Source organism: Allorhizocola rhizosphaerae (genome assembly GCF_003426775.1).
GTDB lineage: Bacteria > Actinomycetota > Actinomycetes > Mycobacteriales > Micromonosporaceae > Allorhizocola > Allorhizocola rhizosphaerae.
The window spans coordinates 1-14,221 of the sequence record NZ_QJUG01000217.1 but is presented as its reverse complement, the minus strand read 5'-3'; the positions used below and the strand labels follow the sequence as shown (position 1 = coordinate 14,221).

Genomic DNA, 14,221 nt, shown 5'->3' with positions numbered 1-14,221 from the left:
CCGCCTCGTCGTAACGCTTGGCCGCCCGCTCCCACTCCGCCCGCGCCACCCCGGCCTGCGCCTGCCGCGAAACGACCGCCGTCTCGGCGGCGGCGACGGTCCCGCGCGCCTGGGCGGCCCGCTCCCGCGCCAGCGGGAGCTCGCGATTGATCTCCGCGAGCCGGGTGATCGCCTGCTGCACCTGCCCCGACACGGCCTCCAGCAGGGCGCCGGTCTGTGCCAGCTCCGCATCGACGCGCTTCTTGTCCTCGTGCGGGTCGCTCGGCACACCCGCACCCGTTATCCACAGGATAAAAATGAGGAGTATGCCCGTTCGGCGCATAAGTGCACTTTACCGTGCATACTCCTCAAAAGAGACAAAACCCCTAGACCCGGATATAGAACCTGAGCGTGATCCAGGCCGTCATCGCGCTGATCAGGCCGCCCACACCGGCCAGGATCGGGAACATCAGCCACACATCACCCCAGTCGACCGGGGTCAACAGGTTGGTCAAGGCCTGTAGCGATCCCTCCAGCACGAACACCTTGGTGACGATCAGCAAGCCTCCGGCCAGCAGCGAGCCCAGCACGGCCGCGAACACCGCCTCCAGTACGAACGGCATCTGGATGAACCAGTTCGACGCGCCCACCAGCTTCATGACAGCGACCTCGCGCCGCTTGCTGTAGGCAGCCACCTGGATCGTGTTGGCCACGAGGAGCAGCGCCGCGATGCCCATCACCGCCGCGACGATCAAAGACAGGCTCTGGATCGCGCCCAGCACATCGAACACCTTCTGCAGCAACTGCTGCTGGTCGACGATGCTCTGCACGCCCTCGGCTTCCCTGTATTGCTGGTTGATCGCCGTGAACTGCTTCGGGTCATTGAGCTTGACCCGGAACGATTCCGGCATCTCGGCGGCGCTGACCGACTCCACCATGTCCTTGGCGTCCTGGAACATCTTCTGGAAGTTCTCGTACGCCATCTGCTTGTCCTCGTAGAACACCTCTTTGACGAGAGGGTCGGCGTGGAGCCTGCCGTCGAGCGCGCTGCGCTGCTCCGGCGTGACGTCGCCCTTCAGATAGATGGAGACCTCTACCTCCTGGTAGTAGTAGGCCCGCATCTTGTCCACCTGCCGGTACATCAACAGGCTGGCGCCCAGCATCGACAGCGACACGGTCATCGTGATCATCATGGCGATGGTCATCGTGACGTTGCGCCACAGTCCTACCAGGACCTCGGACAGGACGTATTTCGCTCGCATCGGTGATTCCTCCGCTTAGGTGGATCAGATCGTCGGGACGGATAGAGGCTCAGCCGTAAACACCGCGGGCCTGGTCTCGCACGATCCGGCCGCCTTCGATCTCGATCACTCGCCGGCGCATCTGGTTAACGATGTTGGAGTCATGGGTCACCATGACAACCGTCGTCCCGGTGCGGTTGATCCGGTCGAGCAAACGCATGATCTCAATCGAGGTGTCAGGGTCGAGGTTTCCGGTGGGCTCGTCTGCCAGCAGGATCAGCGGGCGGTTGACGAATGCCCGCGCCACGGCGACGCGCTGCTGCTCACCACCGGAGAGCTCGTGAGGATAGCGGTGCTCCTTGCCGCCGAGCCCGACGAGCTCGAGCACCTCGGGGACGACTCGCCGCGCCACAGCCTTCGACTTGCCTATGACCTCAAGCGCGAAGGCCACGTTCTCATAGGCCGTCTTGTTGGGCAGCAGGCGGAAGTCCTGGAACACGCAGCCGATCGAGCGCCGGAAGTGAGGAATCTTCCACGAGCGCATCGATGAGATCTCCTTGCCGTTCACGTTGACCTTGCCCCGGTTGGGGGAGATCTCGCGCAGCAGCAGTTTGATGATCGTGGACTTGCCTGAACCCGACGGACCGATGAAGAAGACGAAGTCGCCCTTCTCGATCGACACCGACACGTCGTCCAACGACGGCCGAGCAGCCTTCGGATAGGTCTTTGTCACGTGGTCGAGTCGAATCACGGGCGAGAGTCTACGCGGTCTGTCACAAAGGCCAAGCGCAAGAGGGACCCTATGCCCGAATCGCTCCAAAAATGGGGTGCATTGTTCTAGCCCGATTTTCCCGCAACGCGGTCATTATGCCGCGACTTTCTGCTGTTGCTGCTTCCGCCATTTGATGCCGGCCTCGACGAACTCGTCGATGTCGCCGTCGAACACGGAGCTCGGATTGCCCGTCTCGTACTCAGTCCGTAGGTCTTTCACCATCTGGTAGGGATGCAATACATAGGAGCGCATCTGGTCGCCCCACGAGCCGGCCGCGTCCGTCTTCAGGCCATCGAGCTTGGCCTGCTCCTCCTGCCGTTTGCGCTCCAGCAGGCGGGCCTGCAGCACGCGCATCGCCGAGGCCTTGTTTTGCAGCTGGGACTTCTCGTTCTGGCAGGTGACCACGATTCCGGTCGGGATGTGCGTGATCCGCACGGCCGAGTCGGTCGTGTTGACGCTCTGCCCGCCCGGCCCGCTCGAACGATAGACGTCGACCCGGATCTCGTTTTCGGGGATGTCGATGTGGTCGGTCTGCTCCACGACCGGCATGACCTCCACGCCCGCGAAGCTGGTCTGGCGCCGGCCCTGGTTGTCGAACGGGCTGATCCGCACCAGCCGGTGGGTGCCGGCCTCCACGCTCAGGGTGCCGTAGGCATAGGGGGCCTTGACCACGAACGTGGCCGATTTGAGCCCCGCCTCCTCGGCATAGGAAGTGTCGTAGACCTCTGTCGGGTAGCCGTGCCGCTCGGCCCAGCGCAGATACATCCGCAGCAGCATCTCGGCGAAGTCGGCCGCGTCGACCCCGCCCGCGCCGGCCCGGATCGCGACCACGGCCTCACGGGAGTCGTATTCACCCGAAAGGAGGGTGCGCACCTCGAGCTCCTCGATCGCCTTCGACAGCGCGACCACCTCGGTGCCCACCTCGGCCAAGGAGCCGGGATCGCTTTCCGCCTCGGCGAGCTCCAGCAGCACCTGGACGTCGTCCAAACGGCTGCGCAGCCCGATCAAACGGCCGATTTCACCGTTCACATAGGACAGCCGGGAGGTGACCTCCTGCGCCTTGGCCTGATCGTCCCAGAGGTCCGGGGCCGACGCGGCAATCTCCAGCTCTTCCTTGTCCCGGCGAAGTTTGGCAAGGTCCAGCACGCTCTCGACGGAGCGAAGCGTGCTGTCGAGCTGCTTGATCTGATCGGCGTAATCGGCGGTGGTCACCCATAAAGACTACGGCAGTGTCGGATGTCCGGCCTTGACAGCCTCGGCATCGAGTGACAATAGTAAGTCAGATTTCCTATCTATCCGGAGGTCCAATCTATGACCCGGCTTGCGGGCTCCTCCAAACTGCTTCGGGCGATGAACGAGAGCGCGACCCTGGCCCTGCTGCTGGAGCGGGGCACCCTCACCCGTGCCGAACTGCGCGAGCTCACCGGGCTGTCCAAGCCGACCACCTCCGACGTGCTGCGGACGCTCACCGACGCCGGGTTCGCCATGGTGGTCGGCCACACCAGCGGCGGGCCGGGGCCCAACGCCGAGATTTATGCCGTCAACCCCGCCGCCGCGCACGTCGTGGCGTTGAGCGTGCGCGATATCACCGAGACACCTCACCCTGCCGTCGGGGCCGCTCTTTGTAATCTTTCGGGTACCGTGCTGGCGCGTCACGAATACGACATCAAGGCCAGTGATCCGATGGCTGCCGTCGCGCACACCGTGGCCGATCTCTGCGGCCGGGCCGGGCTCGATCGCGGCGCGGTGACGCACGTGCAGCTGGCCGTGCCAGGGTCATACGACCCGGGCACGGACACCATCGTGCACATCGACGTCGCCGGCTGGGGCCGGCCGGGCATGGTCTCCGACCTCGCCTCCGAGCTCGACACCACCGTGGGCGCGGACAACGACGTCAACCTGGCGGCGTTCGCCGAGCGGCACCGGGGCGTGGCCAGGGGCGCCGAGGGCTTCGCCCTGCTGTGGTTCGGCGCGGGCCTCGGCTGCGCCATCGACCTGCGCGGCACCATTCTGCGCGGGGTGTCGGGCGCGGCCGGCGAGCTGGGTTATGTCCCGGTTGGACTGTCCGGAAAGGACCTTCACGATCTGGTCGGCGGCCCCGCCGTGCTTGCCCTGGCGGCCCAGCACGGCTTCACCGCCGACACACCGGAAGCCGCCGTGACCCAAGCCGTGGTTGACCGGGGCCAACACTTCTTGCGTGAGCTGGCGGAGCGGATCGCGCTGGCTCTCGCGGCGGTTTCCGCCATCCTCGACCCGCCGCTCGTCGTGCTTGCCGGCGAGGTGGCACAGGCTGGCGGCGCGATGCTGCGCGACCTGGTAGCGGATGCCTTCCACGGCGCGACCCCGCTGCGCACCCCGATCGAGGTGACAGCGCTGACCGACGACGCCGTCCTGCTCGGGGCACTCGACGCCGGACTGCGCGCGGTGCGTGACTCGCTCATCGACTCGCTGCGCCACGCCCTCGCGCCGGCATAACCCCCTCAACCACTTGTAGGGAGAGGTCCATGCTGATTTTCCCGCAGTGGATAGGCCCGGATCGCTTCGAGCGCGGCCCGCAATCGCGGTCGCGGTCATATCCCAGTTCTGCCGCGCGTGGAACGATTATCACGGCCCGCTGCTGTACCCGGGCGAGTATCGCGACAGCTGCACGGTGTGGTCCGGGGCGTCACCCCACCGGGGTCAAACGATGAAGATATCTGTCGTGGGTGGCGGATCCACCTACACGCCCGAACTGATCGACGGATTCGGCAGGTTCAACGGGCTGGACGAGGTTGTGCTCATCGATCCCTCGCACGAGCGGCTGTCGGTCGTCGGCCCGTTCGCCAAGCGCATGCTGCCCGCGGTGAGCTGGACGACCGACCTCGACGAGGGGCTCGACGGCGCCGACGTGGTGGTGATCCAGCTGCGTGTGGGCGGGCAGGGTGCCCGGATCAGCGACGAGACCTTCCCGCTGGAGTGTGGCTGTGTCGGGCAGGAGACCACGGGCGCGGGCGGCCTGGCGAAGGCGCTGCGCACCGTGCCGGTCGTGCTCGATGTGGCTTCGCGGGTGGGGAATGACGCATGGATCATCGACTTCACCAACCCGGTGGGCATCGTGACACGGGCCCTGCTCGACGCGGGTCACCGCGCGATCGGGCTGTGCAACGTGGCCATCGGCTTCCAGCGCCGGTTCGCCGCGCTGCTCGGCGTCGAGCCTGGCGAGGTGCTGCTCGACCACATTGGACTCAACCATCTCACGTGGGAGCGAGCGGCCTATGTGGACGGTATGGACCGCCTTCCATCCATTGTGGACCGGCTCGACGATCCGGAGATGGTGCGACGCCTGGGCTGTGTGCCGTCCTACTATCTGCGGTACTTCTACGAGCACGACAAGGTCGTTGCGCAACAAAGGGTTTCTCCCACCCGGGGTGAGCAGGTGGCCGCGATCGAGGCCCAACTGCTTGAGATGTATAGCGATCGCGCGCTGACGGAGAAGCCCGCGTTGCTGGGGCAGCGCGGCGGTGCGTTCTATTCCGAAGCCGCGGTCGGGCTGATTTCCTCGCTGCTCGCCGACGACGACGCCATCCACGCCGTGAATCTGCGCAACCACGGGCACTTCCCGTTCCTGCCGGACGAGGCGGTGATCGAGGTCAATGCCGCGGTGGGCGCGGACGGGCCGACCGCGCTGCCTGGCGCTCCGGTGGGCCCGATGCAGTCGGGTCTCATCGCATCCGTTGCGGCATATGAAGAACTCGCCCTGGACGCGGCCCTGCGCGGCGGCCGCGACCGGGTCTACCGGGCACTGCTCGCGCACCCGCTCGTGGGCCAGCACGATCTCGCCGACGGCCTGACCGACCGGTTGCTGGCCGCCAACTCCGCCTATCTTGCGTGGGCACGATGACGTACTGGATAGCGGTTGATGGTGGAAACTCCAAGACCGATGTGCTGATCGGCGACGTGGACGGCAACGTCCTCGCGGCCGTGCGCGGGCCGGGATCGTCGCCGCAGACGCTGGGCGTGCAGCCGGCGCTGCGCCTGCTCGCCGAGCTGTTCGACCGGGCCCGAACCGGGGCGGGGCTGAGCGGGCCGCTGGACCGCGCCGACCTGTACCTCGCGGGTGTCGACCTGCCCGAGGAGGTCGAGGCCGTGAGCGCGGCCGTGAGCGAGACGGGCTGGGCCCGCGCCTATCACGTCGACAACGACACGTTCGCGCTGTTGCGGGCCGGCACGGACGAGCCCGACGCGGTGGCCGTCGTGTGCGGCGCGGGCATCAACTGCGTGGGCCGCACGGCGGACGGGCGCTCGGCCCGCTTCCCCGCGCTCGGCATGCTCTCGGGCGACTGGGGCGGCGGGCAGCACCTCGCCTCGCTCGCGCTGTGGCACGCCGCCCGGGGCGAGGACGGACGTGGCCCGGCGACAGCACTCGCCGGTGCTGTCGCCGGGCATTGTGGAGTGCGGACGATCGCCGAGGTCGTAGCCGGAGTCCACTTAGGAACGATCCCCAAGGACATCCTCGACGATCTGAGCGCTCTTTTATTCACGGTGGCCGCGGCGGGTGATCCCGTGGCGCGACGAGTCGTTGACCGTCAGGCCAAAGAGATCGTCGCGCTCGCCACCGTCGCGGCCAACCGGCTGGGACTGCGTGACTCGCGCTTTGCCGTCGTGCTCGGCGGCGGTGTGTTGCGGGCGCAACACCCGTTGCTGCACGAGGCGGTCACGGAGGGGATCCTGGCCCACTCCCCCGTGGCCGAAGTCTGCGTGCTCACCCAGCCCCCTGTCCTGGGCGCAGGCCTGTTCGCGTTGGACGCGCTTGGTGCCACCCCCCGGTCACACAGCGCGTTGCGCGAGCGAGCCTTCAGTCCTGCCTTCGCAACGGGTTGAGTAGGTTACTTCGCCGCCGTCTTCAGCCAGGTGAGTGCGGCCTTGTGATAGTTGCTCGCGAACTCCAGGCTGGCGAGCATCATCTTGTCGCCATCCCGCTTGGCTTCCTTTTGCAACTCGCGCGCCTCGGCGAGCGCCTCGTTGTGGTAGGCCTCCGCCTCCTTGCGCTGGTTTGCACCGCCGAACGCGACGCGCAGCGCGTAAGGGTTGCGCACGAGCTCGCGCCCCGGCTCGCCCTTCATCCATTGTGCGAAGGCCGCCTTGCCCTTCGCGGTGATGGTGTAGGGCTGGCTTGAGCGCTGTCCGGGCTTGCCCGCCTTGACGTAGCCAAGGTCGGCCAGCACCGGGAGCTCGCGGTAAACCTGCGAGCGCGTCATCGACCAGAACGGGCCCAGTCGACGCTCGGCGACAGCCATCAGCTGACCGCCGGTCATCGGCCCCTCGTGCAGCAGACCGAGCACGGCCGCCGCTGTTGCGTTGATATCTGACTCTGCCATGTTGTCTACGCTGCCACCTTAAATGGCATCTGTCCAGGATTTCAGCACATTCCACAGTGCACAGTTCGCGACCGACTGTCCACGACCGACTGTCTAACGTGGTCTCCGTTTTGTCCGTTTCGTGCCTCAAACATGCTGAACGTAATTGATTGGGCTGTTAGAGCCGCGAGCGCAGCTCCCACAGCTCCGGATAGAACCGCGTCTCGACACGTCCGCGCAGGTAGGCACCCCCGGACGAGCCGCCCGTGCCGGTCTTGGTGCCGATCTGACGCTCGGCCATGAGCACGTGCCGGGCCCGCCACAGCGACCACGTCTGGTCGTGCGCGACGAGCGCCTCGGCGAGGTCCCAGAGTGCGCCATATTTCTCCCGATCGTGCGCGATGGTGATGAGCGCGGCGAACCGATCGTCCGATGTGGAAGTTTCAAACCCATGCGCATCAAGCAGAACGAGATAGCCGTCCCATAAGGACGGTTCATCGAGCCTTCTCTGTAGGGCGCTCTTCTCCACGTCCGTCAGGCCTCTGAATCTGTCCATATAGGTGGGATCCTTCAGCCCGGAGATGAACTCGATCTCGCGGAACTGCGCGGACTGGAAGCCGGACGCGGGCGCCAGCTTGTTCCTGAAGATCAGGAAGTCCTGCGGGGTCATCGTGTCGATCACGTCGACCTGATGCACCAGCACCCGTTCGATGGACTGGCACCGCTCCAGCCGGATGCGCGGAAGGTAGGTCTCCCCGGCAAACATGCGGTCGCGCGCATCCGACAGTTCGTGCAGCAAGAGTTTGAACCACAGTTCATACGATTGATGAATCGTGATGAACAGCAGCTCGTCGTGCGCGGGCGGGTCCGACTCGGGGATCTGCTGGGACAGCAGCTGCGGCACGCGCAGATAACTGTTGTAAGTCAGTTGCCCGCCATGCTCACCGAAGCGTGCGTCGTCGAATTTCATATGGCCCCCTGATGCGGATAAGCGTGGTCCGTCGGCGGCACGAACGTCTCCTTGATCGTGCGTGGCGAGATCCAGCGGATCAGGTTCTGCCACGATCCGGCCTTATCGTTGGTACCCGAGGCGCGGGCACCCCCAAACGGCTGCTGGCCCACGACCGCACCGGTCGGCTTGTCGTTGACGTAGAAGTTGCCCGCGGCGAAGCGCAGCTCGCGGGTCAGCCACGAGATGGCTTCGCGGTCGCGGGCGAAGACGGCACCGGTGAGGGCATAGGGAGCAACGCCTTCGGCCTGGCGCACGACGCTTTCGAACTGGGAGTCGTCGAACACGTGCACGGCAAGGATCGGTCCGAAATATTCGGTCGTGAACACCTCGTGGGTTGGGTCGCTGCACTCGACGACGGTCGGGCGCACGAAGTAGCCGACGCTGTCGTCGCACGTGCCGCCCGCGACCACGGTGCACGCCGGGGAGGCCTTGATCATTTCGAGGGCCTGCCCGTGCTTGGCGAAGGCCTTCGCGTCGATCACCGCGCCGCCGAAGTTGGTGAAATCGGTGACGTCGCCATAGGACAATGATTCGGCGCGGGCGGCGAGGTCGTCTTTGACGGAGGAGTCCCAAAGCGAGCGCGGGATGTAGGCACGGGACGCGGCCGAGCATTTCTGGCCCTGATATTCGAAGGCCCCGCGGACGAGCGCCACGGCAAGCGCGGTGGGGTCGGCCGACGGGTGGGCGATCACGAAGTCCTTGCCGCCGGTCTCGCCCACGAGGCGGGGATAGGAGCGGTACCTCTCAAGATTGTTTCCAACGGTTTTCCAGAGGTGCTGGAAGACACGCGTCGAACCGGTGAAGTGGATGCCGGCCAGGTCGGGGTCGGCCAGCGCGACATCGGACACGGCCAGGCCGTCGCCGGTTACCATGTTGATCACGCCGGGCGGGAGCCCCGCCTCCTCGAACAGCCGCATGGTGAAATGGGCCGCGAACTGCTGGGTGTGGGCCGGCTTCCACACGACCGTGTTGCCCATGAGAGCGGGTGCCGAGGGCAGGTTGCCCGCGATGGCCGAAAAATTGAACGGGGTGATCGCATAGACGAACCCCTCCAGCGGGCGATGATCGAACCGGTTCCACATGCCCGGGGACGACAGGGGTTGCTCGGCGAGCAGCTTGTGCGCGAAGTACACGTTGAAGCGAAGGAAGTCGATGAGCTCGCAGGCCGCATCGATCTCCGCCTGGTAGGCGGTCTTCGACTGGCCCAGCATCGTCGCACCGTTGAGCGTGTCCCGCCACGGCCCGGAGAGAAGGTCGGCAGCACGCAGGAAGATCGCCGCGCGATTCTCGAAAGACATTTCACGCCAAAGCGGAGCCGCCTTCTTCGCGGCCGTCACCGCCGCATCGGCATCGGCGTTGGTCGCATTGTGGGTGACTCCCAGCACATGCCCGTGCCTGTGCGGCTGGACGACTTCGATCGCCGCGCCGCCGCCCATACGCTGCTGCCCATCGATGGTCATCGTCAATTCGAGCCGCTCGGAAGCCAGCTCGCGCAGGCGCTTCTCAAGGCTCGCACGCTCGGCCGTCCCAGGTGCGTAGGTGTGCACCGGCTCGTTGCGCGGATCGGGCACCGTCGTCACGGCATCCATCACAAGCTCCCTTCGAAGGGGGTTCTCCCACTCTCTGAGACATCCTCGCACGGGCGGTATTGTGCGGCAGGAAACCCCTCGGTATACCCCGGCATAGGAGGCGCCCGGTGACCAGTTCAGAGACCCTCACGCCAACGCCGCCCGAGGAGACCGTGGACGGCAAGGGCTCCGGCGGCGGTGGCTGGCTCGCCTTCGGCGGCATCGCCATGCTGATCGCGTCCCTGACCATCCTGCGCGCATACTTCAGCTTCAGCCTGCAGAGCGGTGACCTGGCGCTCAGCGTGGCCTCCAGCGCCCTGCCGCTGCTGACCCTGGCCGGCATCAGCGCCGGCGCCGCGGTCGGGCTGTGGGTCGTGGGACGATTTTCTTTTTCCCTCGGGTACCGGCGAATCCTCGCGACGGTCGCGTCGGGTTCACTCACGGGAGCGCTGGCAAGCGCCTCGGTGCTGCTCATCCGTGGCATCCCGGCCGAGGCGGCGGGTGTCGTCGCGCTCGTGCTGGGCTTGGCGGGGGCGCTGGGCGGGGCACTGGCGGCCATCCGGCCGCAGGCCATCGTGCGCGGCGGGGTCGCGGCCACGCTCACGGCGCTGGTCTTGTTCTTCGTCGTCGCGTTCAACTCGAACTGGCTGCTTCGCCTGTTCGGCGACGACGGCACACTGGCCGGGCGGGAAGCGGCCAACGGCCTTCTCGCCGGTGCGCAAGCCCTGACCATCGGGCTGATCGGTGGGCTGGTCGCCTTCTTCACCATGCGCCGGTCGGGCTCGCGTTGGCCCGCCTACCTCATCGCGGGCGGCATGCCGGGTCTGCTGTGGATCGTCGGCGACATCGTCACCCGGCTCGGCACGGCCAAGCTCCTGACCCTCGCCGCGTCCGACGCCTCGGGCGACCGCCACATCCAGCAGGGCTTGGAACTGGGCCGCATCAACACGGGCCTCGTACTGTTCTTCGTCGGCGCCATCACGGCCATCATCGCCCTAGGCCGCACCCTCCCCCGCACCCCCAACTGACCGCCCTTTTTCGCGTCGATCATGAACATGAGTCCATGTTCGACGGCGTGTCGCCGCACGAACTTCATGGTCAATCCGGCGGCGGCTCGGGTTGCGTGAGTTGGCATCGCCCGCAGTGAATCGCGTGGCTCCACGGGCGTCCGTCAAGCACATCCTCATCGCCACCCAACACGGGCAGCGGCAGTGCACGGTCCAGCTTGGGGCCAGCCTCAATACGAATACCTCACGCCGCCACCAAGCGCGGCGCCACCGACTGCCAGCCAAGCACATCTCCGGCGCCACGCCAGCGTGCAGCCCTTGCCGCCCAGCACCACGAGCACCCATAGCCCACGTTGGCCAACGCGGCCGTCGACGCCGCGGGCGGCTCGGACCTCGCCACGGTCAGGTGCCGCCGCGGCGAGGATCGCGGGCAGGTTGAGCGCCGTCTCCGCCCTCGGCCACGCTGACTGCCAGCAGCGGCATGTCCAATCCGGACGGTCGGTGGTCTCGGTCCCGGGCTCACCACCCCACCGACACCGCCGCCCAACGAAGGCTCGGTAACCGCGATCCGGGCTCACCACCCCACCGACACCGCCGCCCAACGAAGACTCGGTGACCGCGGTCCGGGCTCACCACCGCACTGGCACTGCCGCTTAACGTCTAACGCAGGAGGTCGTCGATCTCCTCCGGCGCATACCACAGCAGTTCGTGATCTTCGGCAGAGTCCACCGTGAACTGCGCGTCCGGATCGCCTGCGGCCGCCGCGTCCACCGCCTCCGCTGCCGCCGCCACATCCTCCTCCGCATCGGCATCATCAATGTGAATGGATGCGATTGCGGTCAGCTCGATAGGACCGGCGACACGCACCGCGCTGGTGCCGAGGTCCTGGTTCTCTGGACTGACTGCAGTGGAGGAAACGTCCGCCGAGATGACCACGCGCTTCCTCGGCGCCGAAGGGTCGGCGTGCAGCAGGCGCAGCGCCTCTTGCGCAGCCCGACTGAACGCCACGTATTCGAGCTCTTCCTCGTCTCCTTCCGTATACCACTCGCGCAGGGCGGGCGTCACCGCGTGCGCGGTGCCGGGAGGCTGACTGAGCTGCGCATCCTTCCGTAGCTCGGCGATGACCGGGAGGGTCGCCGGCAGGTAGACCCGCACCAGGTTGGGCATAGGACTAGTCTCGCATGCCCGAAGCCGGTTCTGGCAAACTAAATTAAACTCAAGCAAGTGGAGGGTTCGTTTGGAGCGCTTTCTCACTCTGGAACAGGTTGCCGAGGAGCTCAACACCTCGGTGGCGCAGATCTACGCGCTCGTGCGGCGGGGAGAATTGCCCGCGATCCGGCTCGGCGGAAGGGGTCAGTGGCGCGTGGAGCGGGCCAAACTGGAGGCTTTCATCGACTATCTCTATGAAGAGACCTCGCAGTACGTGAAGGACAACCCATTGACTGCCCCCGACGCCTAAGGCAAACTGAGCCAAACAAAAGCAAACTCAAGGATCGTCCTGGGGGAGGTCGTTCCAATGTCCGCTGCGATAGCCGCGCCACCGGCAAGATTCAAGATCCATCGAGCGCCACTTCTCGACCCGCCGTTTGACGACGAGCTCGCGCCAGACATCTATCGCCCGCAGCGCCATGCGACGCTCCCTGCCGCGCCGGTCGAGCCCGCATCCGCCGAGTCCCACACCGCCGCGCTGCGCTTTCTCAACCTCTGCCTGGAGCTGTTCCACGGGTTTCGCTCACCGGCCCAGATGTGGCCCCTGCTGCATGTCGAGCACGCGCTCGCCGTGCTTGACGAGCTGACCAAAACCACCCGTCACCTCAGCGAGCTGCGCCGCCGCCATACCGATGCCCGCATCCACCGGCGCGGCCTGCGCGCATGCGAGCCACGGCCGGGCGTCGTCGAGGTGGCCGCGGTCCTCAACGACACGCTGCGCAGCTGGGCCATGTGTTACCGGCTCGAACGGCGCACCACCGGCTGGCACTGCACGCACCTCAAAACGATCCTCCCGCCCACGGCAATGCCCTCACCACCGGTCGCCCGCAGCGCCACCCCGCGCGCTGGCACAAAGCTGCCCACCACCCCACAACGCTTACCCCGGGCCGCCCGAGCGCCAGGGGCGACAACGCAGCGGCCGGGTGCATCGTGATCGGGCGATGTTATGGGCTAACCATGCGCACGACGACTGGCCTGCCTGTTGACCTACACCAGCAGCCGCTTGTCATACTTCCGCGACAGCTCGCGCACCGTGAGCAAGACGGTGACCGACTTCTTGATGCATCGCGCGCATTCAAGCGATAGCGATGTTGGGAAGGCAGCCACGCGAAGCGACCTGCTGGGGCTCCCAGGCATTCAGCCAGGCCCCGTTATCACCACTGAAAATGTGCGTGCGATTGAGAGGAAGCGTGGTGCTGAACGGCTTGCCCGATCGCCGGTCACCCGGACGGATGCGTGAGCACCAGCCTATTTGATGCGCATATTCTCATCGCTCTTGTCGTCACAAAGCACATCCATGACAAGGCCCGAGAAATGATCCACGAATGAGCCGACGTCAATAGCGGTCTGCGCTTCACTGAGGCAGTCTGATGCGAGGATCAGTCCGCAGCTGACCGCGCTGGCCGCCGCCTTAGCGCAGGTGCGCACGACTCGGTGTCCGTGGCTGGCAGGCGTGATTGGACACGGACAGGCTACGGATGCGACTGGCCACGGGCCACATACGACAAGGGCGTGGCCAGTCGTACGCGGAAATTGTGGATCTAGTGCCTAGAAATTGAACCGGAGCACCGACGCGGTGGTCGTTCCAGCGTTATCCCTGGGGCGGGCATGTACAACGCGGTCCGAGGCCGCGCAGCGGCGTGGGCAAAGGCGCTCTCGCGCGGCGGCGTGCAAACGGCTGCCCCGCGCGCAGTAGCACCGGGCACAACACTGCTCCACCCGGCACGCACGTGCGCGGTCTGCACAACGCGGGCCCAGCCGCGCAGCAGCGCGCACAAAGCACGCCGCGCTGCGCGGCGGCGGATAAAAAGCTGTCTCGCGGGAAGCAGGACATCTCCCGGACGGCGCGGTGGTGGGGTGGTGGGCGTCAGGCATTTGGGAGTGTCGCGCTAAGCGGGCTCGGGCGGGCAAACGGATCCGGCCCCGGGCGCGGTGGGCGCGCTCGGGGCCGGAGGTGAGGCTTGTTGCGGTTATTCGGTCGCGCCGTGGCAGCGCTTGTATTTCTTGCCCGAGCCGCACGGGCAGGGCGAATTGCGGGAGGCCGGGGCGGGCACGGTGCCCACGGGCTGCTGGGCTGCTGCCGCGCGGTTGGCGCCG

At 66.4% G+C, this 14,221-nt stretch carries 15 protein-coding genes; 6 read left to right on the top strand and 9 right to left on the bottom strand.

Annotation, left to right across the window (positions count from 1 at the left end):
* From DM816_RS33215 to prfB, 4 genes are all read right to left on the bottom strand, one after another.
* A partial coding sequence (locus tag DM816_RS33215) for a hypothetical protein (RefSeq protein ID WP_162908086.1) occupies positions 1-322 on the bottom strand: 322 nt, incomplete at its 3' end.
* Between the two features lie 43 nt (positions 323-365).
* Positions 366-1,241, bottom strand: a complete 876-nt coding sequence (ftsX, locus tag DM816_RS33210; protein ID WP_117214433.1) for a permease-like cell division protein FtsX — start codon at positions 1,239-1,241, stop codon at positions 366-368.
* Positions 1,242-1,290: 49 nt separating this feature from the next.
* A complete protein-coding gene (gene ftsE / locus DM816_RS33205; RefSeq protein ID WP_117214432.1) occupies positions 1,291-1,971 on the bottom strand; it encodes a cell division ATP-binding protein FtsE in 681 nt (226 codons plus the stop codon).
* Between the two features lie 114 nt (positions 1,972-2,085).
* The gene (gene prfB, locus DM816_RS33200) at positions 2,086-3,204 is read right to left on the bottom strand and encodes a peptide chain release factor 2 (RefSeq protein ID WP_117214431.1); all 1,119 of its coding nucleotides are present in this window, start codon (positions 3,202-3,204) and stop codon (positions 2,086-2,088) included.
* A 99-nt stretch (positions 3,205-3,303) separates the two neighbouring features.
* Here prfB and DM816_RS33195 point away from each other — a divergent pair, with 99 nt between their 5' ends.
* From DM816_RS33195 to DM816_RS33185, 3 genes are all read left to right on the top strand, one after another.
* A complete protein-coding gene (locus DM816_RS33195; RefSeq protein WP_117214430.1) occupies positions 3,304-4,467 on the top strand; it encodes an ROK family transcriptional regulator in 1,164 nt (387 codons plus the stop codon).
* 211 nt (positions 4,468-4,678) lie between these two features.
* A complete protein-coding gene (locus DM816_RS33190; RefSeq protein ID WP_117214429.1) occupies positions 4,679-5,872 on the top strand; it encodes a 6-phospho-beta-glucosidase in 1,194 nt (397 codons plus the stop codon).
* Positions 5,869-6,852 carry an N-acetylglucosamine kinase gene (locus DM816_RS33185; RefSeq protein WP_162908085.1) on the top strand — a complete coding sequence of 328 codons (984 nt, stop codon included), beginning with the start codon at positions 5,869-5,871 and terminating at the stop codon, positions 6,850-6,852. The genes DM816_RS33190 and DM816_RS33185 overlap by 4 nt, the downstream gene beginning before the upstream one ends.
* A 5-nt stretch (positions 6,853-6,857) precedes the next feature.
* Here the strand turns inward: DM816_RS33185 and DM816_RS33180 are convergent, their stop codons facing one another.
* The 3 genes from DM816_RS33180 to pruA all read right to left on the bottom strand — a co-directional run bounded on the left by DM816_RS33180 (position 6,858) and on the right by pruA (position 9,929).
* Positions 6,858-7,349: a PadR family transcriptional regulator gene (locus DM816_RS33180; RefSeq protein WP_117214427.1), complete on the bottom strand. Its 492-nt coding sequence runs from the start codon at positions 7,347-7,349 to the stop codon at positions 6,858-6,860.
* A 157-nt stretch (positions 7,350-7,506) separates the two neighbouring features.
* On the bottom strand, positions 7,507-8,298 hold the full coding sequence (locus tag DM816_RS33175) for a tryptophan 2,3-dioxygenase family protein (RefSeq protein WP_117214426.1): 792 nt from the start codon (positions 8,296-8,298) through the stop codon (positions 7,507-7,509).
* Positions 8,295-9,929 carry an L-glutamate gamma-semialdehyde dehydrogenase gene (gene pruA, locus DM816_RS33170; RefSeq protein ID WP_117214425.1) on the bottom strand — a complete coding sequence of 545 codons (1,635 nt, stop codon included), beginning with the start codon at positions 9,927-9,929 and terminating at the stop codon, positions 8,295-8,297. Before pruA ends, DM816_RS33175 begins: the two co-directional genes overlap by 4 nt.
* Positions 9,930-10,036: 107 nt before the next feature.
* On the opposite strand from pruA, the gene DM816_RS33165 reads away from it, so the two are divergent.
* On the top strand, positions 10,037-10,936 hold the full coding sequence (locus DM816_RS33165; protein WP_162908084.1) for a hypothetical protein: 900 nt from the start codon (positions 10,037-10,039) through the stop codon (positions 10,934-10,936).
* 639 nt (positions 10,937-11,575) lie between these two features.
* Here the strand turns inward: DM816_RS33165 and DM816_RS33160 are convergent.
* Positions 11,576-12,082 carry a DUF6912 family protein gene (locus DM816_RS33160; RefSeq protein ID WP_117214423.1) on the bottom strand — a complete coding sequence of 169 codons (507 nt, stop codon included), beginning with the start codon at positions 12,080-12,082 and terminating at the stop codon, positions 11,576-11,578.
* Positions 12,083-12,152: 70 nt separating this feature from the next.
* Between DM816_RS33160 and DM816_RS33155 the strand changes: the two genes are divergently transcribed.
* Together DM816_RS33155 and DM816_RS33150 are read left to right on the top strand one after the other, a co-directional pair.
* Positions 12,153-12,374 (top strand): helix-turn-helix domain-containing protein, encoded by a 222-nt coding sequence (locus DM816_RS33155; RefSeq protein ID WP_117214422.1) that lies wholly within the window; start codon positions 12,153-12,155, stop codon positions 12,372-12,374.
* A gap of 57 nt (positions 12,375-12,431) precedes the next feature.
* Positions 12,432-13,058, top strand: coding sequence for an Rv3235 family protein (locus DM816_RS33150; RefSeq protein ID WP_117214421.1), 627 nt, complete (start codon positions 12,432-12,434; stop codon positions 13,056-13,058).
* Positions 13,059-14,094: 1,036 nt separating this feature from the next.
* Here the strand turns inward: DM816_RS33150 and DM816_RS45995 are convergent.
* On the bottom strand, positions 14,095-14,221 hold a 127-nt coding region (locus DM816_RS45995), incomplete at its 5' end, for an SEC-C metal-binding domain-containing protein (RefSeq protein ID WP_170318901.1).

Bases quoted from the DNA above. Each gene is read 5' to 3' on its own strand.
- DM816_RS33150 (WP_117214421.1), top strand. From the start codon at position 12,432: ATGTCCGCTGCGATAGCCGCGCCACCGGCAAGATTCAAGATCCATCGA.
- DM816_RS33180 (WP_117214427.1), bottom strand. From the start codon at position 7,349: ATGGCAGAGTCAGATATCAACGCAACAGCGGCGGCCGTGCTCGGTCTG.
- ftsX (WP_117214433.1), bottom strand. From the start codon at position 1,241: ATGCGAGCGAAATACGTCCTGTCCGAGGTCCTGGTAGGACTGTGGCGC.
- DM816_RS33190 (WP_117214429.1), top strand. From the start codon at position 4,679: ATGAAGATATCTGTCGTGGGTGGCGGATCCACCTACACGCCCGAACTG.
- DM816_RS33195 (WP_117214430.1), top strand. From the start codon at position 3,304: ATGACCCGGCTTGCGGGCTCCTCCAAACTGCTTCGGGCGATGAACGAG.
- DM816_RS33160 (WP_117214423.1), bottom strand. From the start codon at position 12,082: ATGCCCAACCTGGTGCGGGTCTACCTGCCGGCGACCCTCCCGGTCATC.
- DM816_RS33175 (WP_117214426.1), bottom strand. From the start codon at position 8,298: ATGAAATTCGACGACGCACGCTTCGGTGAGCATGGCGGGCAACTGACT.
- pruA (WP_117214425.1), bottom strand. From the start codon at position 9,929: ATGGATGCCGTGACGACGGTGCCCGATCCGCGCAACGAGCCGGTGCAC.
- DM816_RS33185 (WP_162908085.1), top strand. From the start codon at position 5,869: ATGACGTACTGGATAGCGGTTGATGGTGGAAACTCCAAGACCGATGTG.